This window comes from Brevundimonas sp. KM4 (assembly GCF_000964075.1).
In the GTDB taxonomy this organism is placed as follows: Bacteria; Pseudomonadota; Alphaproteobacteria; order Caulobacterales; family Caulobacteraceae; genus Brevundimonas; species Brevundimonas huaxiensis.
Map to the genome: position 1 here is coordinate 1 of NZ_JZRG01000043.1, position 22352 is coordinate 22352.

Consider the following 22352-nt stretch of genomic DNA (forward strand, 5'->3'; position numbering starts at 1 on the left):
ATGTCGGTCAGGCGCGGATAGGTGTCGCGGCCCTTGAACTCCAAGGTCGTGCCCACCGCGTCGCCTATGGCCAGGCCCAGCAAGGCGCCGACAGCGCGATCCCGGATCGCCGCCGCCGAAGTGTCCGGCTGGCGCTCGGGGACCGGTCGGATCGCCATCACGTGTGCTTCCTGGGCGGCGGTCTCCAAAGCGCCCGGCCGCACTGCTCTCACCCGCTCTATCGCTTCTCGGGGATCAATCCCCAGTTCCGCCATCAGCCGTGCCGCGATCGTGCCCGCACGACCCAGGCCGCCCTTGCAGTGAACCACGATGTCAAAGCCGGCGCGCAATCGGTCGCGCAGCCCCTCGCCTACGTGGACCCAAGCCGCCTCGAAGGCGGCGCCCGGCACGTCGATGTCGCGGATGGGCAGGTGGAGCCAATCCATGTGCCGAGCTTGTACGGCTTGGCCCAACGCCTCGACCTGAAGCGCTTTCAGCTCATGGTCTTCGATCAGGGTGACGACCGCGCAGGCGCCCCAGTCGGCTATGGCCTGAACATCGATGCCGAGGTCGCGGGCCCAGGCGCCGGACATTCCGCCGGCCTGGGTCTTGCCCGGACAGAAGGTGACGCCGATGCGGCCATGGCCTGGCAAAGTATCGACTGTCGCAATCTGGAGCGGATGGGTGAAGGAGGTGCGGGTCATATAACCGCATTCGCTCCACCGCCGCCGGAAGTCGAGACCTTCATCAGCCCAGGCGCAACTGGTCGAACGCCTCCTCGCTGTAGCCATCAACCACATCAGCGTCCCATTCCGCCGTCAGGAAGGGCGACGGCGTGGTGGCGTCGTCCAGTTCGATGGCGTCCATCGGCCGGTTCTGATCCGTGTAGGCCATCAGATGGGACACGGCGTCGACCTGATCGTCGTGCCGGGTCATGGGAAAGCCCATCAGTTCGGACGTGAACGTCTCCAGCCAGGGCGCCTGTTCAGGCAGAACCAGTTCGCCCCGCTCCGCCCGGGTCGCGGCGACCAGAGCTCGATCGATCTTCGACTGGATAGGCTTGATGGCGATCGGCAACGGAACGTGCCGAGGCTGCTCGGCCAGCAACATCTGGATCAGTTGCTGACCGGCTGAAGCATCCTCGATCAGCAGCTTACGCGGCCGATGCATCAACGCCTGGGCCACGACCGCCTTCTGGAGTTCCGGGAAGGCCAGTTTCTTGCGCAGCACGTCGATGACGATGACCTGGCTACGCCGTTGAATGGCGGTGATGCACACCGAATAGTCGTTCCCTTCTCCGGTCTTGCTGGCCACATCCCAGCTTTGGATGACCATATCGCCCGGCTTCGGAATGACCGCGCCCTGGTCGAACCTCAGCCAGTCGCGCTTGAAGAAGGCGCCGTCGGCCGGCACCGGCCGCTGCTGATACTGCGCTTCGAACCGCCGCTCGCCCAGGGTCTCACGCAGGGCCTTCAGTTCGGACGGACCCAACCGACTGGGATCCATATAGTCGCCCGGCCGAACGGTATGCGTCCTATTGAACCCGAGATCGTAGGTCACAACCTCATCAGCGATCACCGGAATGGACAGCACCGACCAGGAATCCGACAGGCTTCTGAAGCGGCCGATCGGATCATCCTGGTGCAGGCGCTGCGCCACCATGATCATCACCCCAGCGCGCGGGTCGTCCAGGCGCGAGAACAGGCTCGACGCCAGCCAGTCGTTGACGTTGTTGCGCACGGCGTCGGACTCGGCGTCATCGGCCTGCAGCGGATCGTCGACGATGATGTAGTCGCCGCCCAGACCAGTCACGCCGCCGTCGATCGAGGTGGACGAGCGCGTGCCGCCGAGCGTCGTGCGCAGCCGCCCCGCTGCGCGCTGAGACAGCTCGGTCTTGGGAAACACGCGCCTGTACCAGTCGGCTTCCATGATCCGACGCGTGCCGTTGCTCAGCCCATCGGCCAGATCCCGCCCATAGCTGACGCAGATGATCTTGGCCTTCGGATTGAGGCCCAGGATGTAGGCCGGCAAGACGACCGAGAAGATCTGCGATTTCAGCGTACGGGGCGACAGGTTGACCATGGCCCGGCGCGTAACCCCCTGGAGGATATCGTCGGCCAGGGCCATCATCGCGTCGTGGTGCCAGTTCAGCGTCACGTCCGGGATCAGGTATCGCAGCGCGCGGACGCAGAACGGACGGAAGTCCCGGCGCATCATCGTATTCGCCAGCCGGACGCGGTTCTCCGGCGTCTGGGCTTCCAGGTAGTCATAGACCGGGGACTCACCCATCGTCGCGCTCCCTGTTCGAGGCGCCCCGGCTCATCAGCGCGATCATGTCCGCCAGCATCATCTCGGCCTCAACATCGACTTCGCTCTCGACCATCTTGGCTCCGACCCCGTGGCGCTCAGCCATCTGGATCAGGCTATTGGCGGCGCGCGTATCGCCTCTGACCGCCTTCTTCGCGTTCGCCGCGATCATCATCTCCATGACGGTCATTTTGGTCGGCCCGTCCGGTCCATTGACCGTGACCTCCTTGGAGAGCTGCCGATCGAGCAGATCGGCGATAACCGGGGCCTTCTTCGGCCGGCCGCTCGGATTGCCCGACTGGCCCTTCTTGAACTGGTTCTTTTTCGGCGGCCGGCCGTAGCCGACCTTGTCTTCGTCCTCAGCCGCCATGGGTCGGGCCCTCCAGCAGCAGCATGCCGAAACCGGTGTCCTGAGCCTGCTCGAACGTGACGCCGTCGCGCTCGCGCACGGCGGTCCCGCCGGCGGCGATGAAGCGCCGGCAGATGACGTCGCAGTAGAGCGGATCGAGTTCGATCAGACGCGCGCGGCGCCCCGTGCGCTCCGCCGCCATCAGGGTGGAGCCGGAGCCGCCGAACACGTCCAGGACGACGTCGCCCTTGTGGCTGACATCCAGAATGGCGTCGGCGACCATGGCGACCGGCTTGGGCGTCACATGCAGCGCCAGATCATCGTCGCGATCGGCGTGGAAGCCCGAGGCGCCCGGATAGGTCCAGACATTGGTTCGATAGCGACCAGTCTGGCCCAGGCCGAAGGTGTTCACGTGGGCCGCCTTGCCCTTTTTGAACACGAAGATCAGCTCGTGCTGGCTGCGATAGAAGGCGCCCATGCCGGCATTGGGCTTGGCCCAGACGACCAGGTTCTTGAGCGGACCGATGGCCGCCGCGCCCGCCGTCATCACCGCCGCGATGTTGCGCCAGTCCATGCAGACGAAAGCGATGGCCCCGTCCACGGCGAAGTCGCCTGCGGGGCTCAGCGTGGCTTCGAGGAAGTCCGTAAAGGCCGCGTCCGACATCTCGCCGACGGCCATCGGGAACTCGCGCGCCGTGCTGTTGCGCTTGGTGATGTGGCCTTTGACCGGGCAGTTGTAGGGCGGATCGGTGAACACCATCCGCGCCTGCTCATCGCCCATCAGCCGGCGCACCACATCCGGATCACGGGAATCGCCGCAGATCAGTCGGTGATCCCCGAGCAGCCAGACGTCGCCGAGCTGCGTGATCGCCTCAGCCTCGACCGGCGGCGGCGCATCTTCTTGCGCCTCGTCGTCCAGAATGGTCCCGGCGATACGCTCGAGGTCAACCGCGTCGAACCCGACCGCGTCCAGCGAGAAGTCCAGGTCCAGCGACGACAGATCCTGCAGTTCCACCGCGAGAATCTGGTCATCCCAGGACGCCAGCTCAGCCAGTCGGTTGTCCGCCAGCATGTAGGCCTTCTGCCGCGCCCTGGACAGGTGAGCCAGGGAGATGACGGGCGCCTCGGTCAAGCCCGCCAGCTTGGCGGCCTTCAGTCTTGCCTCCCCGGCCAGCACCTCGTCCTGGCTTCCTACCACGACGGGCGCGACGAAGCCGAAGGCCTCGATCGACATCCGGATCCGCTCGATCTGATCGTCGGTGTGTTTGCGCGCGTTGCGGGCCTTGAACTTCAACTCGGCGATCGCGCGCCGCTGGACCTGCAGGCCCGGCAGCGGCGTGTCGTCGGGAATCATCAGCGCTTGGTTGCACTTCATGTCGCCCTCCTTGAGAATGGAGAGCGACTTCCGACGTGATTCCTAACCAGTGCGATTCAGAGAGTTCCTCCCGACGCCTGCGCGATCCTGGCCGCGTTGCGCTGCTTGATGTAGGCGGCCAGCGCGGCGCTGATCTCCGACGGCCTGGCGGCGGGATCGATCTCCAGCATGACCTGCGTGACCCAGTCGCCGCCGACAGAGACGGATCGCTGCTGACGGTCGCCCCAAGGGCCATTCGAGTGGGTCAGGGTCTGTCCATGGACAAGGTCGAACACGGCTGCGATATCAGCGACGGTCTGCTTGATCAGGTCGTTTCTTCGCGGACCCGAGGTCGCGATCACCGCGTCATTGAGCGCGGCTTGCAACATCGCCACCGGATAGGTTTCTAGCTTCAGGGGGTTCAGGGTCTCGTCTTCGGCGGCGCGCCGGTAGAGTTCATGGAAGAAGCGTTCGCCGGCCGCGCCGTCGATCTGGGTCAGACTGGCGAACAGGATCGACCGCTCGTGTCGTTCCAAGGTGTCGAACCGAGCCAGGTCCTTGACCAGACGACGGAGCGTGGCGTTCCCCTCCGCCTCGGTCGGCCAGTCCGCCAACTGTCCTTTCGAGGTCCAGTAGCGGCCCGCGATGGCGTCGAGTTCGGCGCGATGCAGACCTTTGATCGTCGGACCGAACTTCTCCCACGCCCCATCGCTGATCTTGGCGTCGGACCGGACATGGACGTTATCGCGGCTGATCGCCGATCGAAGCGGACTGGGCATGTCGGTCAGCCTAGCGACGCCGGTTCGCCTCCGTAATGGGCTGTTTCGAGTGTTCGACTGGACTTCCGCGCGGAATGGTCCGCTACCTGTGGATATGCACCCGACGTCAGATCGCGATGAGCTTTTCGAGGCCCTGATCACGCACCTCGAACAGGGTCTCGACCTCTGCATCGGCCAGGATCGCGACGCTCAGCTTCCCGCCATCGTCGAACTCTGCCGACAGGCCCACGAAACCGCATCGCGCCTGAACCAGGCCGACTGAACAACTGCTCGACTTCGTCTGCAAACGAAGCGAACGCTCTGAACGCCCGCCTCGCGGGCTCGTCTCGGTAGCGGCGCCTTCGCCGCTGAACGGAGACACCCATGACCCTCACCACTCCCCCGAAAGCGCCTCGGCAGCGCAAGACCAAGGCAGCGGCGCCCGCCTTGTCAGAAGCGATCGCCCCCGTGCCTTCGCCGCAGCGAAAGATCGACCTCGTCATCGCTCTTCTGCGCCGCGACAACGGCGCCACGCTTGATGAGATCGTGGCCGCCACCGGCTGGCGACGACACAGCGCTCGCGGCGCCCTGGCGGCGGCTGTTCCCAAGAAGCTCGGCGGACGGGTGACGGTCGAACTGACGGACGGGGTGCGCCGCTATCGCGCGTCGGAAGCGGCTCGATGACCGGCGCCGACAGCCTCTCTCAAGAACTCGTTCGGCTGGAGACGCTGCCGCTGCAGGAACTTCGGATCGTATGGCGTCAGGTCTTCAAGGCCCCGGCGCCGAGCCTGCGATCGCCAGAGCTTCTTCGCCGGATCATCGGCTGGCGCTTGCAGGTCGACGCCGGCGCCGGCCTCAAGACCGCCACCAAACGCGCCATCGCGAGCAAGGCTAGGATCAGAACGGCCGGCCCGGCCCTGACCCCCGGCGTCCGGATCACGCGGGAATGGCAGGGCCGCTCCCACCACGTCGAGGTCCTGACCGCAGGCTTCCTCTACGACGGGAGGACCTTTGACAGCCTCTCGGAGATCGCGCGTGAGATCACCGGCGTCCGGTGGAACGGCCCGCGCTTCTTTGGTCTGCGAAAGGGGAGCGGGAAATGAAGCCGTTTCATCTGCGCTGCGCCATCTACACCCGCAAAAGCTCCGAGGAGGGTCTGGATCAGGCCTTCAACAGTCTGCATGCGCAACGCGAGGCCTGCGAAGCCTATGTCCTGTCTCAAGCCGGTGAAGGCTGGGCGGCCCTGCCGACCCTCTATGATGATGGCGGCATATCGGGCGGCACGATGGAGCGTCCTGCTCTCAAGCGCCTGCTGAGCGACGTGGACCGAGGCCTCGTCGATGTGATCGTGGTCTACAAGGTCGATCGCCTCACCCGCTCCCTGACCGACTTCGCCAAGATCGTCGAACGGCTCGATGCGAGGTCGGTCTCGTTCGTCTCCGTCACCCAGGCCTTCAACACCACCAACTCCATGGGTCGGCTGACGCTGAACGTCCTGTTGTCGTTCGCCCAGTTCGAGCGCGAGGTGACCGGCGAACGCATCCGCGACAAGATCGCCGCCTCCAAGAAGAAGGGCATGTGGATGGGCGGCGCCCTGCCGCTGGGCTATGACTATCCGGTGGACGCCGCCACCCGCGCCCTGGTCGTGAACCCGCAGGAAGCCTGCGAAGTGCGACGCCTGTTCGAGCGTTACAGCGCACTGAAGTCCGTTCATGAACTGGTGCGCGAGCTGAATGACGCCGGCGCTCTGACCGCCGTGAAGACCTTCCGAAACGGCAAGACACGAGGCGGCGTGGCCTGGAGCCGGGGCGCCCTCTTCCACCTTCTGCGCAACCGCATCTATGTCGGCGAGATCGTCCATCGGGACGAGACCTATGCGGGCGCTCATCCCGCCATCGTCGACCGCGACCTGTTCGACCAGGTTCAGCGGCTGCTTGATGACAACACGGCCCACAGAAAGGCTCGACCACTCCGACCCGACGGTGCCCCGCTGACAGGCAAGATCTGCGACGCGGACGGCGTCGCCATGACGCCGGCCATCGCTTACGGCAAACTCGGCCGTAAGTACCGCTACTACGTGTCTCAGCCGCTGCAGGTCGGTCGAGGCAAGGCGCTGGTCGGCGACGCCGTGCGTCGCGTCGCCTCCGGCGCCATCGAGGGGCTCGTCATGACCACCCTCGGACACTGCGGTTTGATCGAACCGCAGCACGGTTGGCAGGGCGTCCGTGAACGTGTCGAGCGGGTGAAACTTGGCTCCGACAGCGTCGTGCTGACCCTCGTCGATAGCGAAACCTTCAGCGATGCGGCCCTGGCTGAGGTCCGCGCCCGACTGGTCGAGGGCCAGTCTCTCGTCCGGCTGGCGGGCAAGAAGCCCCGCCTTCAGCTGACAATCCCAGGCCGGCCCGTGTTCCGAGGCGGCCGCACCTGGCTGGCTGCGCCCGACGGCCGCGCCCTGTCTCAGGGGGCGACGCCCAATCCAAATCTGGTGCAGGGCTTACGCAAGGCGCACCTGCTGGCGAAGACGCACGGGATAGCGCCGGGGTCGTCTGGCGCTGCGATGCATAAGGCGGCGCGCGGCATCAACGATCCCTACCGCCGTCAGCTCTGCCGCCTGGCCTATCTGGCGCCCGATATCCAGGAGGCGGTCATCACCGGGAAACAGCCGGCCGGGATGACGTTGGAAGACCTGTTCCAGGTCGCGGCGCCGCTCGACTGGTCGGCGCAGCGCCAAGCGTTCGGGATGCCGCTTCCCTGATATTTTCCCTGCTGCGGGATCACATCGACCAGCGCAACTCCAGCCGCCATCGGGATTCCGGCATGGCGGCGTTGGTTTGCGGTGCATCGGTTTGAGGAAATTTCCCTGATGTTTTCCCTGTTAGCAGGGAAACCGTTGGTGGTTTCGGGCGTGCAGAGACGCGGCCGGGAAAACCGGGCGATATCGGGTGATTGACGCGGTTTGACCGGCCGCAAGGGCACGGCCAGGCGGGTCTAAGACGCGGGAAGATGGGAGGTTTAGGGCTAGCTGCGGACTGGGAGACAGCTAGCTTGCGGTGGGTGGCGGACAGAGAGGGATTCGAACCCTCGGTAGGCTTTCACCTACACACGCTTTCCAAGCGTGCGCGATCGACCACTCCGCCACCTGTCCGTTTCACGCTGCGTCTTGCGCGCCGCCGGAGGTCGATCCGGCGGGAGGCGGGCCTGATAGAACACACTCGCCCCCTCGGCAAGCGCCTGTCGCATCCCCATATGGACTTCAACGCCATTTTCCGATGAGAGAGCCGCAAATGCTGTTCAAGAAGACCGCCGAAATGCCCACGCCCGAGACCGCCCTGCCCGGCCGCGCCGAGCCGCTGGACACCGATGTGAACCACTATGTCAGCGGCCATCCGCTGAAGGGGCCCTATCCCGACGGTTTCCAGACCGCCATCTTCGGCATGGGGTGTTTCTGGGGCGTGGAGCGCATCTTCTGGCAGTTGCCGGGCGTCTGGGTGACCTCGGCCGGCTATTCCGGCGGCATCACGCCCAACCCGACCTATGAAGAGACCTGCACCGGCCGCACGGGTCATACGGAGGTTGTCAAGGTCGTGTTCGACCCGAGCGTCATCACCTACGCCGAACTGCTGAAGACCTTCTGGGAGAACCACGACCCGACCCAGGGCATGCGCCAGGGCAACGACATCGGCACCACCTATCGCTCGGCCATCTACACGCTGAACGCCGAGCAGCAGGCCGAGGCCGAAGCCTCGCGCGACGCCTATCAGGCCGCCCTGACCCAGGCCGGGCGCGGGACGATCACCACCGAGATCGAGCCGGCCGGCGACTATTTCTACGCCGAGGGTTATCACCAGGGCTATCTGGCCAAGAACCCGGCCGGATACTGCGGCATCGGCGGGACCGGCGTGGTCTGCCCGATCGGGGTCGGCGTCGACGCCTGACCCTTGCGACGGCCGCCGGGTTTCAACCGGCGGCCAGTCGGCCTATGGATCGGCGAAAAATGGGAGCGCTCATGTCCGCCTTCGTCCATCCTGACGAGATTCGCAGCCGGTTTTCGGCCGCCCTGTCCGCCATGTACCGGGCCGAGGTGCCGCAATACGGCGACCTGCTGTCGCTGGTGGCGGACATCAATGCGCAGGCGTTGAAGGCGGATGCCGGCGGAGCCGACCGGCTGGCGGCGTCCGGCGAACTGGCGCGTCTGTCGGAGGAGCGCCACGGCGCCATCCGCGTCGGCACGGCCGATGAACTGGCCACGATCGCGCGCGCCTTTGCGGTCATGGGGATGGAGCCGGTCAGCTATTACAACCTCGCTCCCGCCGGAGTGCCGGTGCATTCGACCGCCTTCCGCCCCGTCGATCCGGCCGCGCTCGCGCGCAATCCGTTCCGGGTCTTCACCTCGCTGCTGCGGCTGGAGTTGATCGAGGACGAAGCCTTGCGTGCAGAGGCGGCCGAGACCTTGGCCCGTCGCGACATCTTCACCCCCGGCGCGCGTGAGCTGATCGAGACGGCGGAGACCGCCGGCGGTCTGGACGAGGCTCAGGCCGATCGTTTCGTGTCCGAACTGCTGGAGACCTTCCGCTGGCACGCCCAGGCGACCGTCAGCGCCGAGACCTACGAACGGCTGGTCGCCGCCCACCGACTGATCGCCGATGTGGTCAGTTTCAAGGGGCCGCACATCAACCATCTGACGCCGCGCACACTGGATATCGACGCGGCCCAGGCCGCCATGCCCGCGCGCGGCATCAGCCCGAAGGAAACCATCGAGGGTCCGCCCGCCCGCGCCTGTCCGATCCTGCTGCGCCAGACCAGCTTCAAGGCGTTGCAGGAGGCGATCACCTTCCCCGGCGCCGACGGCCCCACGGCCGGCGCCCACACCGCCCGCTTCGGCGAGATCGAACAGCGCGGCTGCGCCCTGACCCCCGCTGGTCGCGCCCTGTATGACGCGGCCCTGGCGAAGAAGGACTTCTCCGCCCTGCCCGACGACTGGGACACCCTGCGCCGCGCAGACCTCGCCTGGTTCCGTTATCGCCCGACGCCTGAGGGCTTGGCCGGCCGCGCCGAGACCGCCGACCTGGAAGCCCTGATCTCCTCGGGCCACGTCGTCGCCGAGCCCATCACCTACGAAGACTTCCTGCCTGTCAGCGCCGCCGGCATCTTCCAGTCCAACCTGGGGTCAGAGGCCCGCGAAACCGCCTATGCCGTCGATCCCGCCAAGGCCGATTTCGAACAGGCGCTGGGCCGCCCGGTCCAGGACGAGATGGCCCTGTACCGCGCCGAACAGGACGCCTCGATCACAGCGACGCTGAAGGCGTTGGGGTTGACCGCCTCCGCCTAAGCCTGTCAACTGTCACTTGACAGGCGTCACATTGATGACGATGTTGGCTCGTGCAGATCGACAGCATCAGACACAAGGCGCTGCGGCAGTTCGCGGAAACCGGAAAGGCCAAGGGCCTGCCCGGCGCGCTGATCGGCCGCCTCACCAATATTTTGACCTATATCCATGCGATCGCGACGGAAGACGAGCTGCTGGTCCCGCCCAATTTCGGCGCCCACAAACTGACGGGAGATCGGGCCGGAACCTGGTCTTTGACGCTCACCCGGAACTGGCGCCTGACGTTCCGCATCAACGAAACCCTTGGCGTCGAGGACATGGATTTGGAGGATTATCACTGATGGCCATTCGACTACATTCCGCGTTCGCAGTTCATCCCGGCTCTTGGCTGCGCGACGAGCTTGTCACCCCAAAGGATCTCAGCGTCACCGCCCTGGCCGAGGCGCTGGGCGTGACGCGTCAGGCCGCCAGCAATCTGTTAAACGGCAAGTCGGGCGTGTCGGCCGAAATGGCCATCCGGTTCGAAAAGCTGTTCGGCGTCAGCGCCGACACCCTGATGCGAATGCAGGCCAGGCATGACCTGTCCAAGGCCCGCGCCCACGAACACGACATCCGGGTTCGTCCCCTCGCTGCGGCCTGATCCGCCCCGCGTCCATCCGGCGTCTTGCCTGATGCGCAGACGCGGATCATAGACGCGGCCGTGAACCCGTCCGCTTCCCCGACCCAGCGCCGTTATGATCTCGACTGGATCCGGGTCGGCGCCTTCGGCCTGCTGATCCTGTATCATGTGGGCCTGGTTTACGGGGTCTATGACTGGCACATCCACAGCGCCCACACCTTCGAGTGGATGCGCGAGGCGATCCTGGTCACCAATCCCTGGCGGCTGACCCTGCTGTTTCTGGTGTCCGGCGCCGCCCTGCGGTTCATGACGTTCCGCCGCACCCCGCGCGAGGTCGCCCGCGCCCGGTTCGAGCGGCTGGTCCCGCCCCTGATCTTCGGCGCCTTGGTTCTGGTGCCGATCCAGTCGTGGATCGAGTCAATGGACAAGGGCGGCTGGCCCGGCGGCGTCGCCGGCTTCGTCGCCTGGCTGGGCCATGAGTTCGGCTGGAGCGGTCTCGCCGACGGCGTGCCGGTCAACCATCTTTGGTTCATCGTCTATATTGCGGTCTACAGCCTGATCGCCGTGGTTCTGTGGCGCCAGCCCGGCCTGATCGACCGACTGGGGAACGGGTTGGAAAAGGCGCTGACCGGCCCACGCCTGCTGGTCCTGCCGATCCTCTATCTATTCGCCATCCGGTGGCTGCTCTTTCCCTGGTTCGGCCTGACCAACACCCTGCACAACGACTGGTACAATCACGCCCTGTCGCTGGTCGCCTTCCTGTTCGGCTTCAGCATCGTGGGGCGTGAGAGCCTGTGGCGCACGATGGAGCGCTATCGCTGGATCGCGCTGGCCCTGGCAGCCGTCGCCCTGCCGATCATGATGGTGCAGGTCTGGCATCCCGGCGCGCGGGCCTTCTGGGGCGTGCCCAAGGCCGCCGTTTACGGCATCGACCAATGGGCGGTGATCGTCGCCATCCTGGGCTTCGGCTATCGCCATCTGCGCGACCGGGGCGGCCCTGCGCTCAACTATTTGACCCAGGCCACCTTCCCCCTCTATCTGGCGCACCAGACGGTGCTGGTCGCGGCCGTCTGGATCATCCGACCGGCGAACCTGCCGGCGCCGGTCGAACTGCTGTCCCTGATCGCCGTCACCTTCGTAGGCAGCCTGGCGATCTATGAGGTCGTGCGGCGCATCCCGGCGATTCGCCCGCTGTGGGGGCTGAAGCCGCTGGACGGCCGGCCCTGGCCGCTGGACCTTCAGGCCCTGCTGAGGCCGCAGATTCGCTATCACCGCCGTCGGCGCCTGCTGGGCGTGGGCGTCGCCGCGCCGCTTCTGGCCCTGACGGTGGTCGCCGTGGCCATCCTGGCCTACCCCGGCTTCAACAATGCGACCCAGTATCTCAGCGAACTGGGCGGGGCGACGGCCAAGGCGCCGATCATCTTCAACGGCGGGGTCTTCGTCGCCGGCGTCATGGCCGGGCTGGCGGGGATCGGATTCGGCCTGGCCATCTACGCCCTGACGGGCGCGCGGGTTGCGGCCTGGGTGATCGCCATCGTCTTCATCCTGGCCGGCGGCGGCATGTCGGCCTCGACCCTGTGGCCCTGGCCCGATCCGCGCCACATGATCATCAACCTGGCCTTGGGCATCCAGCTGGCGCCGATGCTGCTGCTGTGGGGCCTGGCCAAGCGCCGCGACGTGCCGCGCCTGAAGCTCTTTCTCGTCGTCACCTTCGTCATCATGGCGATCCTGACGGTCCTGACCAAGCACCTCGTCTTCCCCGGCACGGTCAACGACGCCAACGTCGGCTGGTGGGAGCGGCTCTACGCCATCGTCCTGGTCTGCTGGGTGGGGGTTGCAGCCTGGGTCCTGGATCGTAAACTGCTGTCGGTCGCCACGGAGTCGCCGCACGGTCGCCCGGCTGCCGCCCCGTTCGACGTTCCCGCCTGACTTCACCCCCACATTTTTTGGTTTCATCAACATTGCGTGATTGAAAATCGCGCGAATGTGATCGATTATGCAGGTCGTGTTGCAGTGCAGCACTCCGCGTCGTCCCCAGCCCTCAGGACGACATCCGGTTCACTCGGGGGCGTCCAGAGCGGCATGAACAAGCTGGCGATCCGGCCTGTCGAACAGGCTGAAATCGAGACGACGATCCACGGCGCGCAAACGCCCAGCTGGTCGTGGCTGCCCGACGAGGCGCCGCTGGCCATGCCGGTCCAGTCCCTGTCCGCGCCCGACGCCGTCGCCGACGTGACGCCCGCGACCTCGCCGCGCACGGTCGCGACGCGCCGCCTGGCCCTGCTGGCCGGCACCATCGTCCTGACCGGCCTGTCGGCGATCACCCCCTTCTACCTCTATGCCCGCAAGGGTTGGGACGGCACCGAGATCCTGGCCTTCAGCCTGTTCATGGTCCTGATCACCGCCATCTCCTGCTGGTTCGTCAGCGGCCTGATGGGTCTGTTCGTCATGCTGCGCGGCAAGGATCAGGCGGATCTCGCCTTCTCGCCGCATCCGCCGATGCCGCGCACCCGCACGGCCCTGCTGATGCCGCTGTACAACGAGGACGCCCGCTCGTCCTTCGCGCGCCTGTCCCAGATCGATTCCTGCCTGGCGCGTCTGGGCGCCTCGTCGGCCTTCGACATCTTCGTGCTGAGCGACTCGACCAAGGAAGACGCCGCCGCCGCCGAGCGTTCGGTGTTCCAGGCGTTCCGCATGGCCGCCAACTCCAAGGCCTTCTATCGTCGCCGCACCGACAACGCCGAGCGCAAGGCCGGCAACCTGGCCGAATGGGTTCGTCGTTTCGGCGGCGCCTATGAGAACATGATCGTCCTGGACGCCGACAGCACCATGGCCGGCGAGACCCTGCTGCGCATGGTCGACGCCATGGAACGCAATCCCGGCGTCGGCCTGATCCAGACCGCCCCGGTCATCATCAAGGCCCGCACCATCTTCGCGCGCGTGTCGCAGTATTCGGTGCGCCTGTACGGCCGCGTCGCCGCCGCCGGCCTGGCCTACTGGACCGGCTCGGAATCCAGCTACTGGGGCCACAACGCCATCATCCGCACGCGCGCCTTCGCCGCCTGCTGCGGCCTGCCGCACCTGAAGGGCAGGAAGCCCTTTGGCGGTCACATCATGAGCCATGACGTCGTCGAGGCCGCCCTGATGCGCCGCGCCGGCTGGGCCGTCCACGTCACCGCCTCGCTGGACGGATCGTGGGAAGAGACCCCGCCGTCGATCACCGACTTCATCCGCCGCGACCACCGCTGGTTCCAGGGCAACCTCCAGCACCTGGGCCTGATCACGGCCAAGGGCCTGTCGCCGATGAGCCGCCTTCAGCTGCTGATGGGCTGCATGGCCTATCTGTCGTCGCCCCTGTGGCTGGCGTCGCTGATGGTCGGCCTGTTCATCCAGATGTTCTATCCGGTCGACTGGACCAGCTTCTTCTACATCCTGAACCCCCAGTTCACGCCCTTCATGCTGGCGTCGTTCCTGTCCGGCGTGCTGCTGATCGGGCCCAAGTTCATGGGCGCCGCCCTGGTCCTCAGCCGTCCGGCCGAGCTGCGCGCCTTCGGCGGCCGTCGCGCCATCGCCAAGGGCATGGCGGCCGAGATCGCCCTGTCGGCCATCCTGGCCCCCATCCTGATGGTCGCCAACACCAAGGCCTTCATTCAGATCGTCTCGGGCCACGACACCGGCTGGTCGACGCAGCAGCGCGAGGCCGACGGCCTGGCCTGGTCCGACGCCTTCCGCGCCATGCGCTGGCAGATGATCGCCGGCGTGGGCTTCCTGATCCCGCTGGCCGTTCGTCCCGACCTGGCCACCTGGTTCGCCCCGATCGTCCTGCCGCTGCTGCTGGCCGCCCCGATCACCGTCTGGACCTCGCGCGTTCGCTCGGGCGACAAGCTGGCCGCCAAGGGCTATCTGGTCACCCCGGCTCAGGACGGCGTCAGCGTCTCGCCGGCCGTCCTGCACACGCCGCGCTCGCCGCTGCGTGCGGTCGCCGGCGGCGTCCTGGCCCCTGTCGCTGCGCCTGCGATGGTCCCGGCCCGCGCGCCCGAGCGGTAATCGACCGATGCGTGGCGGCCACAGTGTCGCCACAACCGTTACAGCAACGCTCGACGTTCATCTCGATCGGCCTCACCCTAGGCTCCTGTCGTTTGCGGGAGACGTGATTCCATGGCCAAATCCACCGGTTCCGACGCCAAGCCTGACCTGCGGCTCGTCGCGGCCGAGGCCGAGATCTACGACCTGATGAAAGCGCCTGAAACCACCGCCGACCGCGTCAAACGCCTTCAGCTCGAAGCCCACGCCCTGGCGCTGGAAGAGATCGAAGGTCTGGAAAAGCTGCTGCTCGAAGCCGCCGCCAGGGCCAAGGCCATCGCGGACGGCGGCGACGCCTATCCCGTCGGCGCGCGCGAGATCGCATCGCGCCTCGCCGCCGATCTGCCGACCAAGGCCGAGACCATCAAGACCATCGTCCACCGCGTCGGCTGAAAGCCGAAGCTGGGCCGTCGGAACGACCCGCCCGCCCGTCCGCTTTCCTGAAGACCCCATCTTCAGGAGACGACATTCATGGACGCCCGGACCCACGCGCGCGCCGAAGACATCGCCGATCAGGAACGCGCCATCCAGCGCGACATCGACGCCAGGGACAAGGCGTCCGGCGACGACAAACCGTTCGGCGCGATGCAGGCCGGCGCCCGCCCCTACCCCGAACCGCCCTTCCCGAAACAGCACCAGACCAAGCCCGGCGACGAGGCGGCTCTGGATCCCGCGCCCCTCTATGATGCGCCCTTCTGGAAGGGGTCGGGCAAGCTGGACGGGTTCGCCGCCCTGATCACCGGCGCCGATTCCGGCATCGGCCGTTCGGTCGCCGTCCTGTTCGCGCGCGAGGGCTGCGATGTCGTCATCTGCCATCTGGACGAGGACGCCGACGCCGAAACCACCAAGATTGCCGTCGAGGCCGAGGGGCGCCGCGCCGTCATGCTGAAGGGCGACGTCTCAGATCCCGCCTTCGCCGAGATGGCGGTCAAGGCCACGCTCGACGCCTTCGGCCGCCTGGACGTCTTGGTCCCCAACGCCGCCTTCCAGGAACACGTCCCCGCCTTCGAGGACCTGACCTACGAGCATTTCGACCGCACGTTGAAGACCAACCTCTACGGCTATTTCAACATGACCAAGGCGGCGGTCCCGCACATGAAAGCCGGCGGCGCCATTGTCATGACCGGCTCGGTCACCGGTCTGATGGGCAACAAGGATCTGCTGGACTATTCGCTGACCAAGGGCGGCATCCACGCCTACGCCCGTTCGCTGGGCACGCATCTGGCGCCGCGCGGCATCCGCGTGAACGTCGTCGCGCCCGGCCCGGTCTGGACCCCGCTCAACCCCGCCGACAAGGACGCCGAAGCGACCTCGAAGTTCGGCGCCGACACGGTGATGAAACGCCCCGCCCAGCCCGAGGAAATCGCCCCCGCCTACGTCTTTTTGGCCTCGCCCCAGATGTCCAGCTTCATCACCGGCGAGATCCTGCCGATCATCGGCGGCTACGCCGGCGGTTGAACCGAAACCGCCGCCCTGCGATCGCGGGGCGGCGGTGTTTTCTCAGGCCAGCACATCGTCGTAATCCGGATGCCGCTTGTGCCAGGCGACGGCGTAGCTGCACCGGGGAAACAGCTTCAGTCCCGTCTGGCGCGCATGATCGGCCAGGGACTGCATGAACCGCCCCGCAGCGCCTGATCCGCGCAGCGACGGCTCGGCCTCGACATGCAGGATGATGCGGGCATCGCCCTTCACGGCATAGTCGGCCCAGACCAAGCCCGCGCCCTTGTCGTCGTCGAACGCCTGTTCGAACCGGTTGTCGCCTTCGACGTCCTTGAACTGTCCCATCAGGTTCTCCTTTGACGGATCAACCGCCGGAGGCCTCGGGACGTTCCGTGAGTTTCAGATCGGCCCCGTTCAGATCGGCTTGTCGTTCAGCAGGTTCAGCAGGCCGATCACGCTCTTGATCGTGAACCAGACGCTCAGCAGGAACCAGACCAGCAGGAACAGCAGCAGGAACGGAATGCCGATCAGCACGACCGACGCCAGGGCGCTGATAAGGATCCCGATCCAGGCCGCGATGGTCCACCAGAAGACCGACCAGAACAGCCGGATCTGCGCCTCGATATGCTGGCGCGCCACGCCCGTCGCCGTCCCGCGCGTGACATAGGACACCACCAGCCCGATCAGAACCAGCACATTGGCGCTGGGGATCGACAGGATGAACAGGGCCCAGGCGATCAGCGCCCCGACCTTGCCCTCGGACGGCTGCCCGGCGATGAAATTGGGTTCGTTCGTCATCGTCGATCTTTCAGAACAGCAGGCTGCGGGGGTGAGGAACGGCCTGCCCGCTCTTCAGTTTCAGCACCCCGAACGCGCCGCGCGCCAGGACCCAGATCGCCAGGGCGAACAGCACCAGCACGCCGATGTTGACCACGATCAGAAGGGCGCCGACGACCGCCGCCCCGACCGCGCCGACGATGGTGCGCTGCTGATAGACGGCGTGGCTGTGCTCCAGCGGATCCGTCGCCCCGTCGCGCCGCATCACCGCCAGCAGGGCCACCAGGCACGACACGCCCAGCGTCGGCACCGCCAGCAGGATCAGCACATAGACCGCATACAGCCGCATCGGCACGACCGGTCCTTCACGACGCGGCGCAGCCTCGGCCGTCAGACGCTGGCGCACCGCGCGTACGGCCGGCGCCGGCTTGGCCTCGACAGGCTTCGGCTCGGACCGGGGCGGAAACGGCGCCGTCGGCCGGGTCGTCGGGCCCGACCGGTCGAAGGGCCCGGGCTCGGGTGGGTCGAAGAGGTCCGGTTCACGCTCGTCTGTGGGAAACGGCTCCGGTTGCCGCTCGCGCGCACGGCCCGCCAGCGACGCGGGCGAGACGAAGCCGACCTCGGCGTCATGATCATGGTCGTGATCGCGGGGCGCTGCTGGGTCTTTCGGATCGCCGGGTTCGGCCATGAACAACGCTTCTGTCACGCCGGACGCCCGGCTGGAATCTGGCGACGACAATGGCGGTCGGCGCGGCGCGAAGCAACCGCCCTTACCGTCCCAGCACGATCTCGCAGCCCGGCGCCGCGACCGCCGCCAGGGCGCCCGGCTTTTCGATCCGCACCGTGGCCCGCTGCACGCGGTTGTCCTCCAGGCACGCCCGCGCCAGCCGTTCGGCGAAGGTCTCCACCAGCCCCACATGCCCCTCGGCGGCGATGGCGCGCGCGGCGTCCGCCACGGTTTCATAGTTGATGGTGTCGCCCAGCCGTTCGATGGGGCGCGGCTCCAGCTCCAGCGTCACATCGATCACCAGCCGCTGCAGCCGCCCCTGCTCGTGGTCATAGACCCCGATCCCGGCCTCCACCTCCAGCCCACGCACGAACACGCTCAACCGCTCGAAACGCAGGGGATCGTCCGCCGGAGCCGGCGTCGCCAGAGGAGAGGAAACCACGCGCTACTCCTGGATGTCGGGGGTGCGCCAGGCCAGATGCTGGCCCCCGTCGACGGCGATCATCTGGCCCGTGACCATCCGGGCGTCAATCAGCCACAGCACCGCCTCGGCCACCGCCTCGGGGCTGCCGGGCGTTTCCAGCAGGGTGGCGCGCGCCTCGGCGGCGAAGTCTTCGGGTGTCTGATGGATGGACGGCAGGGTCGGCCCCGGCCCCACCCCGTTGACCCGGATGCCCGGCGCCAGCGCCTGGGCCAGGGTCTGGGTCGCCCACCACAGGCCGTTGCGTGACAGGCTGTAGGAGAAGAAGCGCGGGTCCGGCTTCAGCACCTTCTGGTCCAGCAGGTTGACGATGGCCCCCTCGACCGCCTGGGCGGCGAACGCCTCAGACAGCACGATCGGCGCCCTCAGATTGGTGTCGAGATGCAGGTCCCAGCTGTCGCGCGTCAGGTCGCCGATCCGGTCGTCCTCGAACACCGAGGCGTTGTTGACCAGCACGCTGACCGGCCCCAGCGCCTCGACCGCCGCGGGGATCAGCGCCCGCACCCTGGCCTCGTCCGTCAGGTCCGCCTGCAACAGGCAGGCGCGCCGCCCCAGGCCCGCGATCTCGTCGGCCAGGCTGCGGGCGTCGTCGCCCGACGCATGATGATGGATCGCCACGTCAAAGCCGGCCTGGGCCAGCTTCAGACAGATGGCCCGCCCGATCCGCCGCGCCCCGCCCGTGACCAGGACGACGCCCCGTTCGGAGCGAGCAGCCGCCTCAGTCAACCCGACCGAACTCGAACACGTTGAACGCCGCCAGAACGGCGATGAAGCCGAAGATTATGCCGAGAGCCAGCATGGAATGCTCCTGTTGTCCGTCTTGGCTTAGAGCGGGACGGAGTGGGGTTCAAGCCGAACGACGGGCGGACCCGATCTTCGTCGCCCCGCGCAACGCAAAAGAAACGGCGGCCGGAAGTTTTCCGGCCGCCGCAGTTGAGGTTTGAAGACAAGCCGGGCGCAGACGGCAAGCCGCGACGCCCAGCCTGATTTTCATCAGAAGGTGTAGCGAACACCCAGATAGGCACGACGCGGTTGAACCCACGCATTGGCTTCGCCGAAGGCGTACTGACCGCTGCCCGCGACCAGCTTCTGCTCGGCGGTGGCGGCCTGGTTGTCCAGGATGTTGAAGATGTCCAGGAACAGTTCGGCGTTTCCGATCGGCAGCGGCCGCTGATAACGGAAGCGCATGTCGAAGGTGTAATACGACGGACCCGTCGCCGAACCGACGTTGTTCGGCAGCACGAAGGTGTCCTGCACACCGCCCGACGTCGAGCCGTTGTCCATCAGCGGCAGATAGCGGCCGCTGATCAACTGCGCCGGCGTATAGAGCGCGCCGCTGTTCCAGTTGAAGACGCCCGACACCTGAAGACCGAAGTTAAAGTCGTACGAGGCATACGCCTTGAACTGGTGTTCGATGTTGCCGGGTTGCGGTCCGTACATGTTGGGCGCGCGGGGGTCGAGTGCGATCCAGTCGCCTTGGAAGTCGGCGTTGGAGTCGGAGTTCGAGTTCCCTTCGGCCTTGTTGTACGTATAGGACGCCTGCCCTTGCCAGTTGTCGGTCTTGAACTTGGTGACCGTGACTTCGAAGCCGGTGTAGTTGCGCTCTCCGCCCGGCAGCGTGCCGATGACGTAGTTCGAGTTCGGCTTGGACGCGTAGCCGAAGTACGAATACGGCAGATAGTAGAACGAACCCGGATAGGCGTAACCGAAGGGCGCCGTGGCGGCCGTCAGCGTCGGGTCGGAATACAGCGTCAGATCGAAGTCTTCCAGAATGTCGCGCGTCTCACGACGCGTGACCGTCGCGGTCAGGCCGACGCTGGAGCCCAAGGTGGTCGATGCGCCCAGCATGAACTCATCGGTATAAGGCGTCTTGGTCGCTGGCGAGAACAGGGCGTCCGGCGTGGTCGCGCCGCCGCGGGTGCGGAAGGTGACCCAGGTGCCGTTGATGTTGATCTGCTCTTCATCGACCGGACCGGTCAGGGCGCCTGCGAAGTCCGACATGTTGTTACGGATGGGATCGTAATAGCGGCCCGCGAAACCGAACACCTTCGAACGACCGTCTCCGAGCACGTCATAGACGACGCTCAGACGCGGCGCATATTCCCAATCGAAGGTCGCCGTCTTGGAGCCGTCGGAGGCGAAATGCTCCCACTTTTCGGCTCGAACGCCAGCATTGACGGTCAATTGGTTGAGGGTCCAGGTGTCCTGCAGATACAGGCTCTGGCCTTCGCTTTTCACGGAGTATGGCGCGCTGATGGTGCGCAGGGCGCGATAGACATTGACGTTGCCGTAGGGCGCGCCGGCCGTGTTGGTGAAGCGATAGGCGTTCAATTCGGCCTGGGAGACGGTGCCGTCCAGGTTGGTGTCGACCGCCGCACGCGCCGTGGCGTTGCCCTGAATGGCGGCCAGAACCCGCGCATTGTCGGCCTGCACGATCGCACGACCAGTCCATGCGTTCGCGCCGCTGGCTGTCGTGTAATCGAGGTAGGTGGTGCCCGAATAGATCGGGGCCAGCGACTGATAGGTTACGCCGCCCGGAACAGTCCCGTTTTCCTCATACACGTTCTCGGTGTTGATATAGCCGCCCTTGAAGGTGTGGCTGCCGAAGGCGGTGTCGAGATAATATTCGAAGTTCAGACCGAACTCGTCGCGGTTGCGATGCGTTTCCAGATTCGAACCTGCGCCACCCAGTTGACGCTGAGCTAGGGTCGATCCGGCCGAGTTCCGGAAGGTGACGGTATCACGCACCGACTGGTCCGCAGCGCTCGTCGTGACTTCGCCTTCGTGACGGAACCAATAGGCGCCGAGTTGCAGATCGCCCCAGGTCCGGCCGTATTCGACCTTATAGTTCTTGCCCCCTGCTCCTGCGCTACATCGCGATTATTCAAGGTCGCCGAAGAGTTGGATCCGCTGATGCTGGTCGGATCTTCGAAATAGCTAGCCGTTAGACGATCATCGTCAGTGATCTGCCATGTCAGCTTGCCGAAGGTGTATTCGCCGTCATTGGTGACGGTGCGCAGAACATTGCCGCTGTTGACGTCCAGAACCTCATCTTCACGGTGTTTCTTCTGGTACGAACCATAGAACCACAGACGATCGCGGATGATCGGCCCGCCCAGGGTCGCGGCGGTGTCATAGGTAGAGAAACCGCCCGAAGTGGTATGCTCGTCCTTGGCGACCAATCCATCGTTCTGGAAGTAGTAGTTTAACGAACCGTGGAATTCGTTGCCGCCGGACTTGGTGACGACGCGCGAGATCAGACCGGACCCACCAGCATATTCGGCGGGCACGCCGCTGACGATGACCTGTTGTTCCTGAATGATTTCCGAGTTGAAGTTGGTTCCGAACGTCCCGGTCGACGGGTCGGTCACGTCGACACCGTCCAGATAGTAGACGTTATCGGTCGAAGTGCCGGTCGCACCGCCGATGTCCGAATAGTTGATGCCGGAGCGCGAGGACGGGTTGCCGCCGCTTGAGGGCTTCACGCCGGGAACCAGTTGCAGATAGCTTTGATAGCTGCGCCCCGTCGGCAGCGACTCGACCACGCCCAAGGTCAACGTCGTTCCGACCGTCGCAGAGGTGACGTCCACGGAGGCCAGCGACGTGCCGGTTACGACGATATCGCCCAGGGTCGAGACGTCGCCCCCCGTAAGGGCGTAGCCGAGAGAACGCTCTTGACCGCTGACAACGGCGACGTTGTTCGCAGTGAAGGCATCATAGCCAGGCGCGACGACATTGACAGAGTAGTTGATTGCAGGATCCAGGCCCGAAAGGCGCACGAAACCGGCAGAGTCTGTCACGCCGCTACGCGTCACCAGACTGACGGAAGAATTAACGGTCACCGTTGCGCCAGCCACGGGCTGACCACCCGCCTGGATGGAAATGCGAAGCGCGCCCGTCTGAGACTGCGCGTGCGCCACGCTCGGCAGGGCGACCAGCGACATGACGGGAATCGCGGCCAGCAAGGCGCCGCCTACGACGGTGCTGGCCAAAAGGCGTTGACGGATACTGCGACTGTTCAAAACGAACCCCTCCTTGAAAAGAGCCCGACGACCGATCGACATCCCCATGCCGATGGCCCCCGGCGCACACCCAGGGCGGGTGTGGTGAAAGGGAGCCTAAGCAGACGCGCCGCATTCGCCACGATTATTA

At 66.0% G+C, this 22352-nt stretch carries 24 protein-coding genes and 1 tRNA gene; 11 read left to right on the forward strand and 14 right to left on the reverse strand.

Translation table 11 applies throughout. The annotated features are described in order from the left end of the window. From VH88_RS14820 to VH88_RS16635, 6 genes are all read right to left on the reverse strand, one after another. The coding region (locus VH88_RS14820) for a cyclin-dependent kinase inhibitor 3 family protein (protein ID WP_045811934.1) at positions 1-683 on the reverse strand (683 nt) is incomplete at its 3' end. 43 nt (positions 684-726) lie between these two features. Next, positions 727-2268, reverse strand: coding sequence for a phage terminase large subunit (gene terL, locus VH88_RS14825; protein WP_052247884.1), 1542 nt, complete (start codon positions 2266-2268; stop codon positions 727-729). Further along, positions 2261-2656 (reverse strand): DUF5681 domain-containing protein, encoded by a 396-nt coding sequence (locus tag VH88_RS15470; protein ID WP_052689638.1) that lies wholly within the window; start codon positions 2654-2656, stop codon positions 2261-2263. The genes terL and VH88_RS15470 overlap by 8 nt, the downstream gene beginning before the upstream one ends. Then, positions 2646-4010, reverse strand: coding sequence for a DNA methyltransferase (locus VH88_RS14835; protein ID WP_156146874.1), 1365 nt, complete (start codon positions 4008-4010; stop codon positions 2646-2648). The genes VH88_RS15470 and VH88_RS14835 overlap by 11 nt, the downstream gene beginning before the upstream one ends. A 56-nt stretch (positions 4011-4066) precedes the next feature. Continuing rightward, on the reverse strand, positions 4067-4768 hold the full coding sequence (locus tag VH88_RS14840; protein WP_045811935.1) for a hypothetical protein: 702 nt from the start codon (positions 4766-4768) through the stop codon (positions 4067-4069). 106 nt (positions 4769-4874) lie between these two features. Continuing rightward, entirely contained in the window at positions 4875-4997 is a 123-nt protein-coding gene (locus VH88_RS16635; protein WP_255360447.1) for a hypothetical protein, read from the reverse strand. 134 nt (positions 4998-5131) lie between these two features. Between VH88_RS16635 and VH88_RS14845 the strand changes: the two genes are divergently transcribed. Genes VH88_RS14845 through VH88_RS14855 form a run of 3 tightly spaced genes read left to right on the forward strand, consistent with a single transcriptional unit; the run spans position 5132 to position 7502 of the window. Then, the gene (locus VH88_RS14845; RefSeq protein WP_082064536.1) at positions 5132-5431 is read left to right on the forward strand and encodes a DUF3489 domain-containing protein; all 300 of its coding nucleotides are present in this window, start codon (positions 5132-5134) and stop codon (positions 5429-5431) included. After that, the gene (locus tag VH88_RS14850) at positions 5428-5850 is read left to right on the forward strand and encodes a DUF2924 domain-containing protein (RefSeq protein ID WP_045811936.1); all 423 of its coding nucleotides are present in this window, start codon (positions 5428-5430) and stop codon (positions 5848-5850) included. The genes VH88_RS14845 and VH88_RS14850 overlap by 4 nt, the downstream gene beginning before the upstream one ends. Beyond that, complete coding sequence (locus tag VH88_RS14855) at positions 5847-7502, forward strand: recombinase family protein (protein ID WP_045811937.1); 1656 nt, start codon at positions 5847-5849, stop codon at positions 7500-7502. The genes VH88_RS14850 and VH88_RS14855 overlap by 4 nt, the downstream gene beginning before the upstream one ends. 300 nt (positions 7503-7802) lie before the next feature. On the opposite strand, the gene VH88_RS14860 is transcribed toward VH88_RS14855, so the two are convergent. Continuing rightward, positions 7803-7892: transfer RNA gene (locus tag VH88_RS14860), tRNA-Ser, on the reverse strand. A gap of 139 nt (positions 7893-8031) precedes the next feature. Here VH88_RS14860 and msrA point away from each other — a divergent pair. The 8 genes from msrA (at position 8032) to VH88_RS14900 (ending at position 16233) form a co-directional block, all read left to right on the forward strand. Next, positions 8032-8682 (forward strand): peptide-methionine (S)-S-oxide reductase MsrA, encoded by a 651-nt coding sequence (gene msrA, locus VH88_RS14865; RefSeq protein ID WP_039248158.1) that lies wholly within the window; start codon positions 8032-8034, stop codon positions 8680-8682. A gap of 71 nt (positions 8683-8753) precedes the next feature. Next, positions 8754-10076 carry a VOC family protein gene (locus tag VH88_RS14870; RefSeq protein ID WP_082064537.1) on the forward strand — a complete coding sequence of 441 codons (1323 nt, stop codon included), beginning with the start codon at positions 8754-8756 and terminating at the stop codon, positions 10074-10076. Between the two features lie 50 nt (positions 10077-10126). Beyond that, positions 10127-10414: a type II toxin-antitoxin system RelE/ParE family toxin gene (locus VH88_RS14875; protein ID WP_045811939.1), complete on the forward strand. Its 288-nt coding sequence runs from the start codon at positions 10127-10129 to the stop codon at positions 10412-10414. Continuing rightward, positions 10414-10713, forward strand: a complete 300-nt coding sequence (locus tag VH88_RS14880; protein ID WP_045811940.1) for a HigA family addiction module antitoxin — start codon at positions 10414-10416, stop codon at positions 10711-10713. Before VH88_RS14875 ends, VH88_RS14880 begins: the two co-directional genes overlap by 1 nt. A gap of 60 nt (positions 10714-10773) precedes the next feature. Beyond that, complete coding sequence (locus VH88_RS14885) at positions 10774-12621, forward strand: acyltransferase family protein (RefSeq protein ID WP_231576707.1); 1848 nt, start codon at positions 10774-10776, stop codon at positions 12619-12621. 153 nt (positions 12622-12774) lie between these two features. Next, complete coding sequence (gene mdoH / locus VH88_RS14890; protein ID WP_045811942.1) at positions 12775-14739, forward strand: glucans biosynthesis glucosyltransferase MdoH; 1965 nt, start codon at positions 12775-12777, stop codon at positions 14737-14739. A 111-nt stretch (positions 14740-14850) separates the two neighbouring features. Further along, on the forward strand, positions 14851-15168 hold the full coding sequence (locus VH88_RS14895; protein WP_045811943.1) for a hypothetical protein: 318 nt from the start codon (positions 14851-14853) through the stop codon (positions 15166-15168). A 78-nt stretch (positions 15169-15246) separates the two neighbouring features. Continuing rightward, positions 15247-16233 (forward strand): SDR family oxidoreductase, encoded by a 987-nt coding sequence (locus VH88_RS14900; protein ID WP_045811944.1) that lies wholly within the window; start codon positions 15247-15249, stop codon positions 16231-16233. A 42-nt stretch (positions 16234-16275) separates the two neighbouring features. Here VH88_RS14900 and VH88_RS14905 read toward each other — a convergent pair whose 3' ends face one another. From VH88_RS14905 to VH88_RS16330, 7 genes are all read right to left on the reverse strand, one after another. Then, complete coding sequence (locus tag VH88_RS14905) at positions 16276-16560, reverse strand: GNAT family N-acetyltransferase (protein ID WP_052689639.1); 285 nt, start codon at positions 16558-16560, stop codon at positions 16276-16278. Between the two features lie 69 nt (positions 16561-16629). Beyond that, positions 16630-17013, reverse strand: coding sequence for a membrane protein (locus VH88_RS14910; protein ID WP_045811945.1), 384 nt, complete (start codon positions 17011-17013; stop codon positions 16630-16632). A 10-nt stretch (positions 17014-17023) separates the two neighbouring features. After that, complete coding sequence (locus VH88_RS14915; protein WP_045811946.1) at positions 17024-17680, reverse strand: hypothetical protein; 657 nt, start codon at positions 17678-17680, stop codon at positions 17024-17026. A gap of 82 nt (positions 17681-17762) precedes the next feature. Continuing rightward, positions 17763-18161, reverse strand: coding sequence for a dihydroneopterin aldolase (gene folB, locus VH88_RS14920; RefSeq protein ID WP_185225580.1), 399 nt, complete (start codon positions 18159-18161; stop codon positions 17763-17765). Positions 18162-18164: 3 nt separating this feature from the next. After that, positions 18165-18926 (reverse strand): SDR family oxidoreductase, encoded by a 762-nt coding sequence (locus tag VH88_RS14925; protein WP_045811947.1) that lies wholly within the window; start codon positions 18924-18926, stop codon positions 18165-18167. A 267-nt stretch (positions 18927-19193) separates the two neighbouring features. Further along, positions 19194-20948 carry a hypothetical protein gene (locus VH88_RS16325; RefSeq protein WP_197071104.1) on the reverse strand — a complete coding sequence of 585 codons (1755 nt, stop codon included), beginning with the start codon at positions 20946-20948 and terminating at the stop codon, positions 19194-19196. Beyond that, positions 20903-22270, reverse strand: a complete 1368-nt coding sequence (locus VH88_RS16330; RefSeq protein WP_197071105.1) for a TonB-dependent receptor — start codon at positions 22268-22270, stop codon at positions 20903-20905. Before VH88_RS16330 ends, VH88_RS16325 begins: the two co-directional genes overlap by 46 nt. Between the last annotated feature and the right edge of the window lie 82 nt (positions 22271-22352).

Excerpts from the sequence above, each read along its gene's own strand:
- terL (WP_052247884.1), bottom strand. The coding sequence starts at position 2,268 with ATGGGTGAGTCCCCGGTCTATGACTACCTGGAAGCCCAGACGCCGGAG.
- VH88_RS15470 (WP_052689638.1), bottom strand. The coding sequence starts at position 2,656 with ATGGCGGCTGAGGACGAAGACAAGGTCGGCTACGGCCGGCCGCCGAAA.
- VH88_RS14835 (WP_156146874.1), bottom strand. The coding sequence starts at position 4,010 with ATGAAGTGCAACCAAGCGCTGATGATTCCCGACGACACGCCGCTGCCG.
- VH88_RS14840 (WP_045811935.1), bottom strand. The coding sequence starts at position 4,768 with ATGCCCAGTCCGCTTCGATCGGCGATCAGCCGCGATAACGTCCATGTC.
- VH88_RS14845 (WP_082064536.1), top strand. The coding sequence starts at position 5,132 with ATGACCCTCACCACTCCCCCGAAAGCGCCTCGGCAGCGCAAGACCAAG.
- VH88_RS14850 (WP_045811936.1), top strand. The coding sequence starts at position 5,428 with ATGACCGGCGCCGACAGCCTCTCTCAAGAACTCGTTCGGCTGGAGACG.
- VH88_RS14855 (WP_045811937.1), top strand. The coding sequence starts at position 5,847 with ATGAAGCCGTTTCATCTGCGCTGCGCCATCTACACCCGCAAAAGCTCC.
- msrA (WP_039248158.1), top strand. The coding sequence starts at position 8,032 with ATGCTGTTCAAGAAGACCGCCGAAATGCCCACGCCCGAGACCGCCCTG.
- VH88_RS14870 (WP_082064537.1), top strand. The coding sequence starts at position 8,754 with ATGTCCGCCTTCGTCCATCCTGACGAGATTCGCAGCCGGTTTTCGGCC.
- VH88_RS14880 (WP_045811940.1), top strand. The coding sequence starts at position 10,414 with ATGGCCATTCGACTACATTCCGCGTTCGCAGTTCATCCCGGCTCTTGG.
- mdoH (WP_045811942.1), top strand. The coding sequence starts at position 12,775 with ATGAACAAGCTGGCGATCCGGCCTGTCGAACAGGCTGAAATCGAGACG.
- VH88_RS14895 (WP_045811943.1), top strand. The coding sequence starts at position 14,851 with ATGGCCAAATCCACCGGTTCCGACGCCAAGCCTGACCTGCGGCTCGTC.
- VH88_RS14900 (WP_045811944.1), top strand. The coding sequence starts at position 15,247 with ATGGACGCCCGGACCCACGCGCGCGCCGAAGACATCGCCGATCAGGAA.
- VH88_RS14905 (WP_052689639.1), bottom strand. The coding sequence starts at position 16,560 with ATGGGACAGTTCAAGGACGTCGAAGGCGACAACCGGTTCGAACAGGCG.
- VH88_RS14910 (WP_045811945.1), bottom strand. The coding sequence starts at position 17,013 with ATGACGAACGAACCCAATTTCATCGCCGGGCAGCCGTCCGAGGGCAAG.
- VH88_RS14915 (WP_045811946.1), bottom strand. The coding sequence starts at position 17,680 with ATGGCCGAACCCGGCGATCCGAAAGACCCAGCAGCGCCCCGCGATCAC.
- VH88_RS16330 (WP_197071105.1), bottom strand. The coding sequence starts at position 22,270 with ATGGGGATGTCGATCGGTCGTCGGGCTCTTTTCAAGGAGGGGTTCGTT.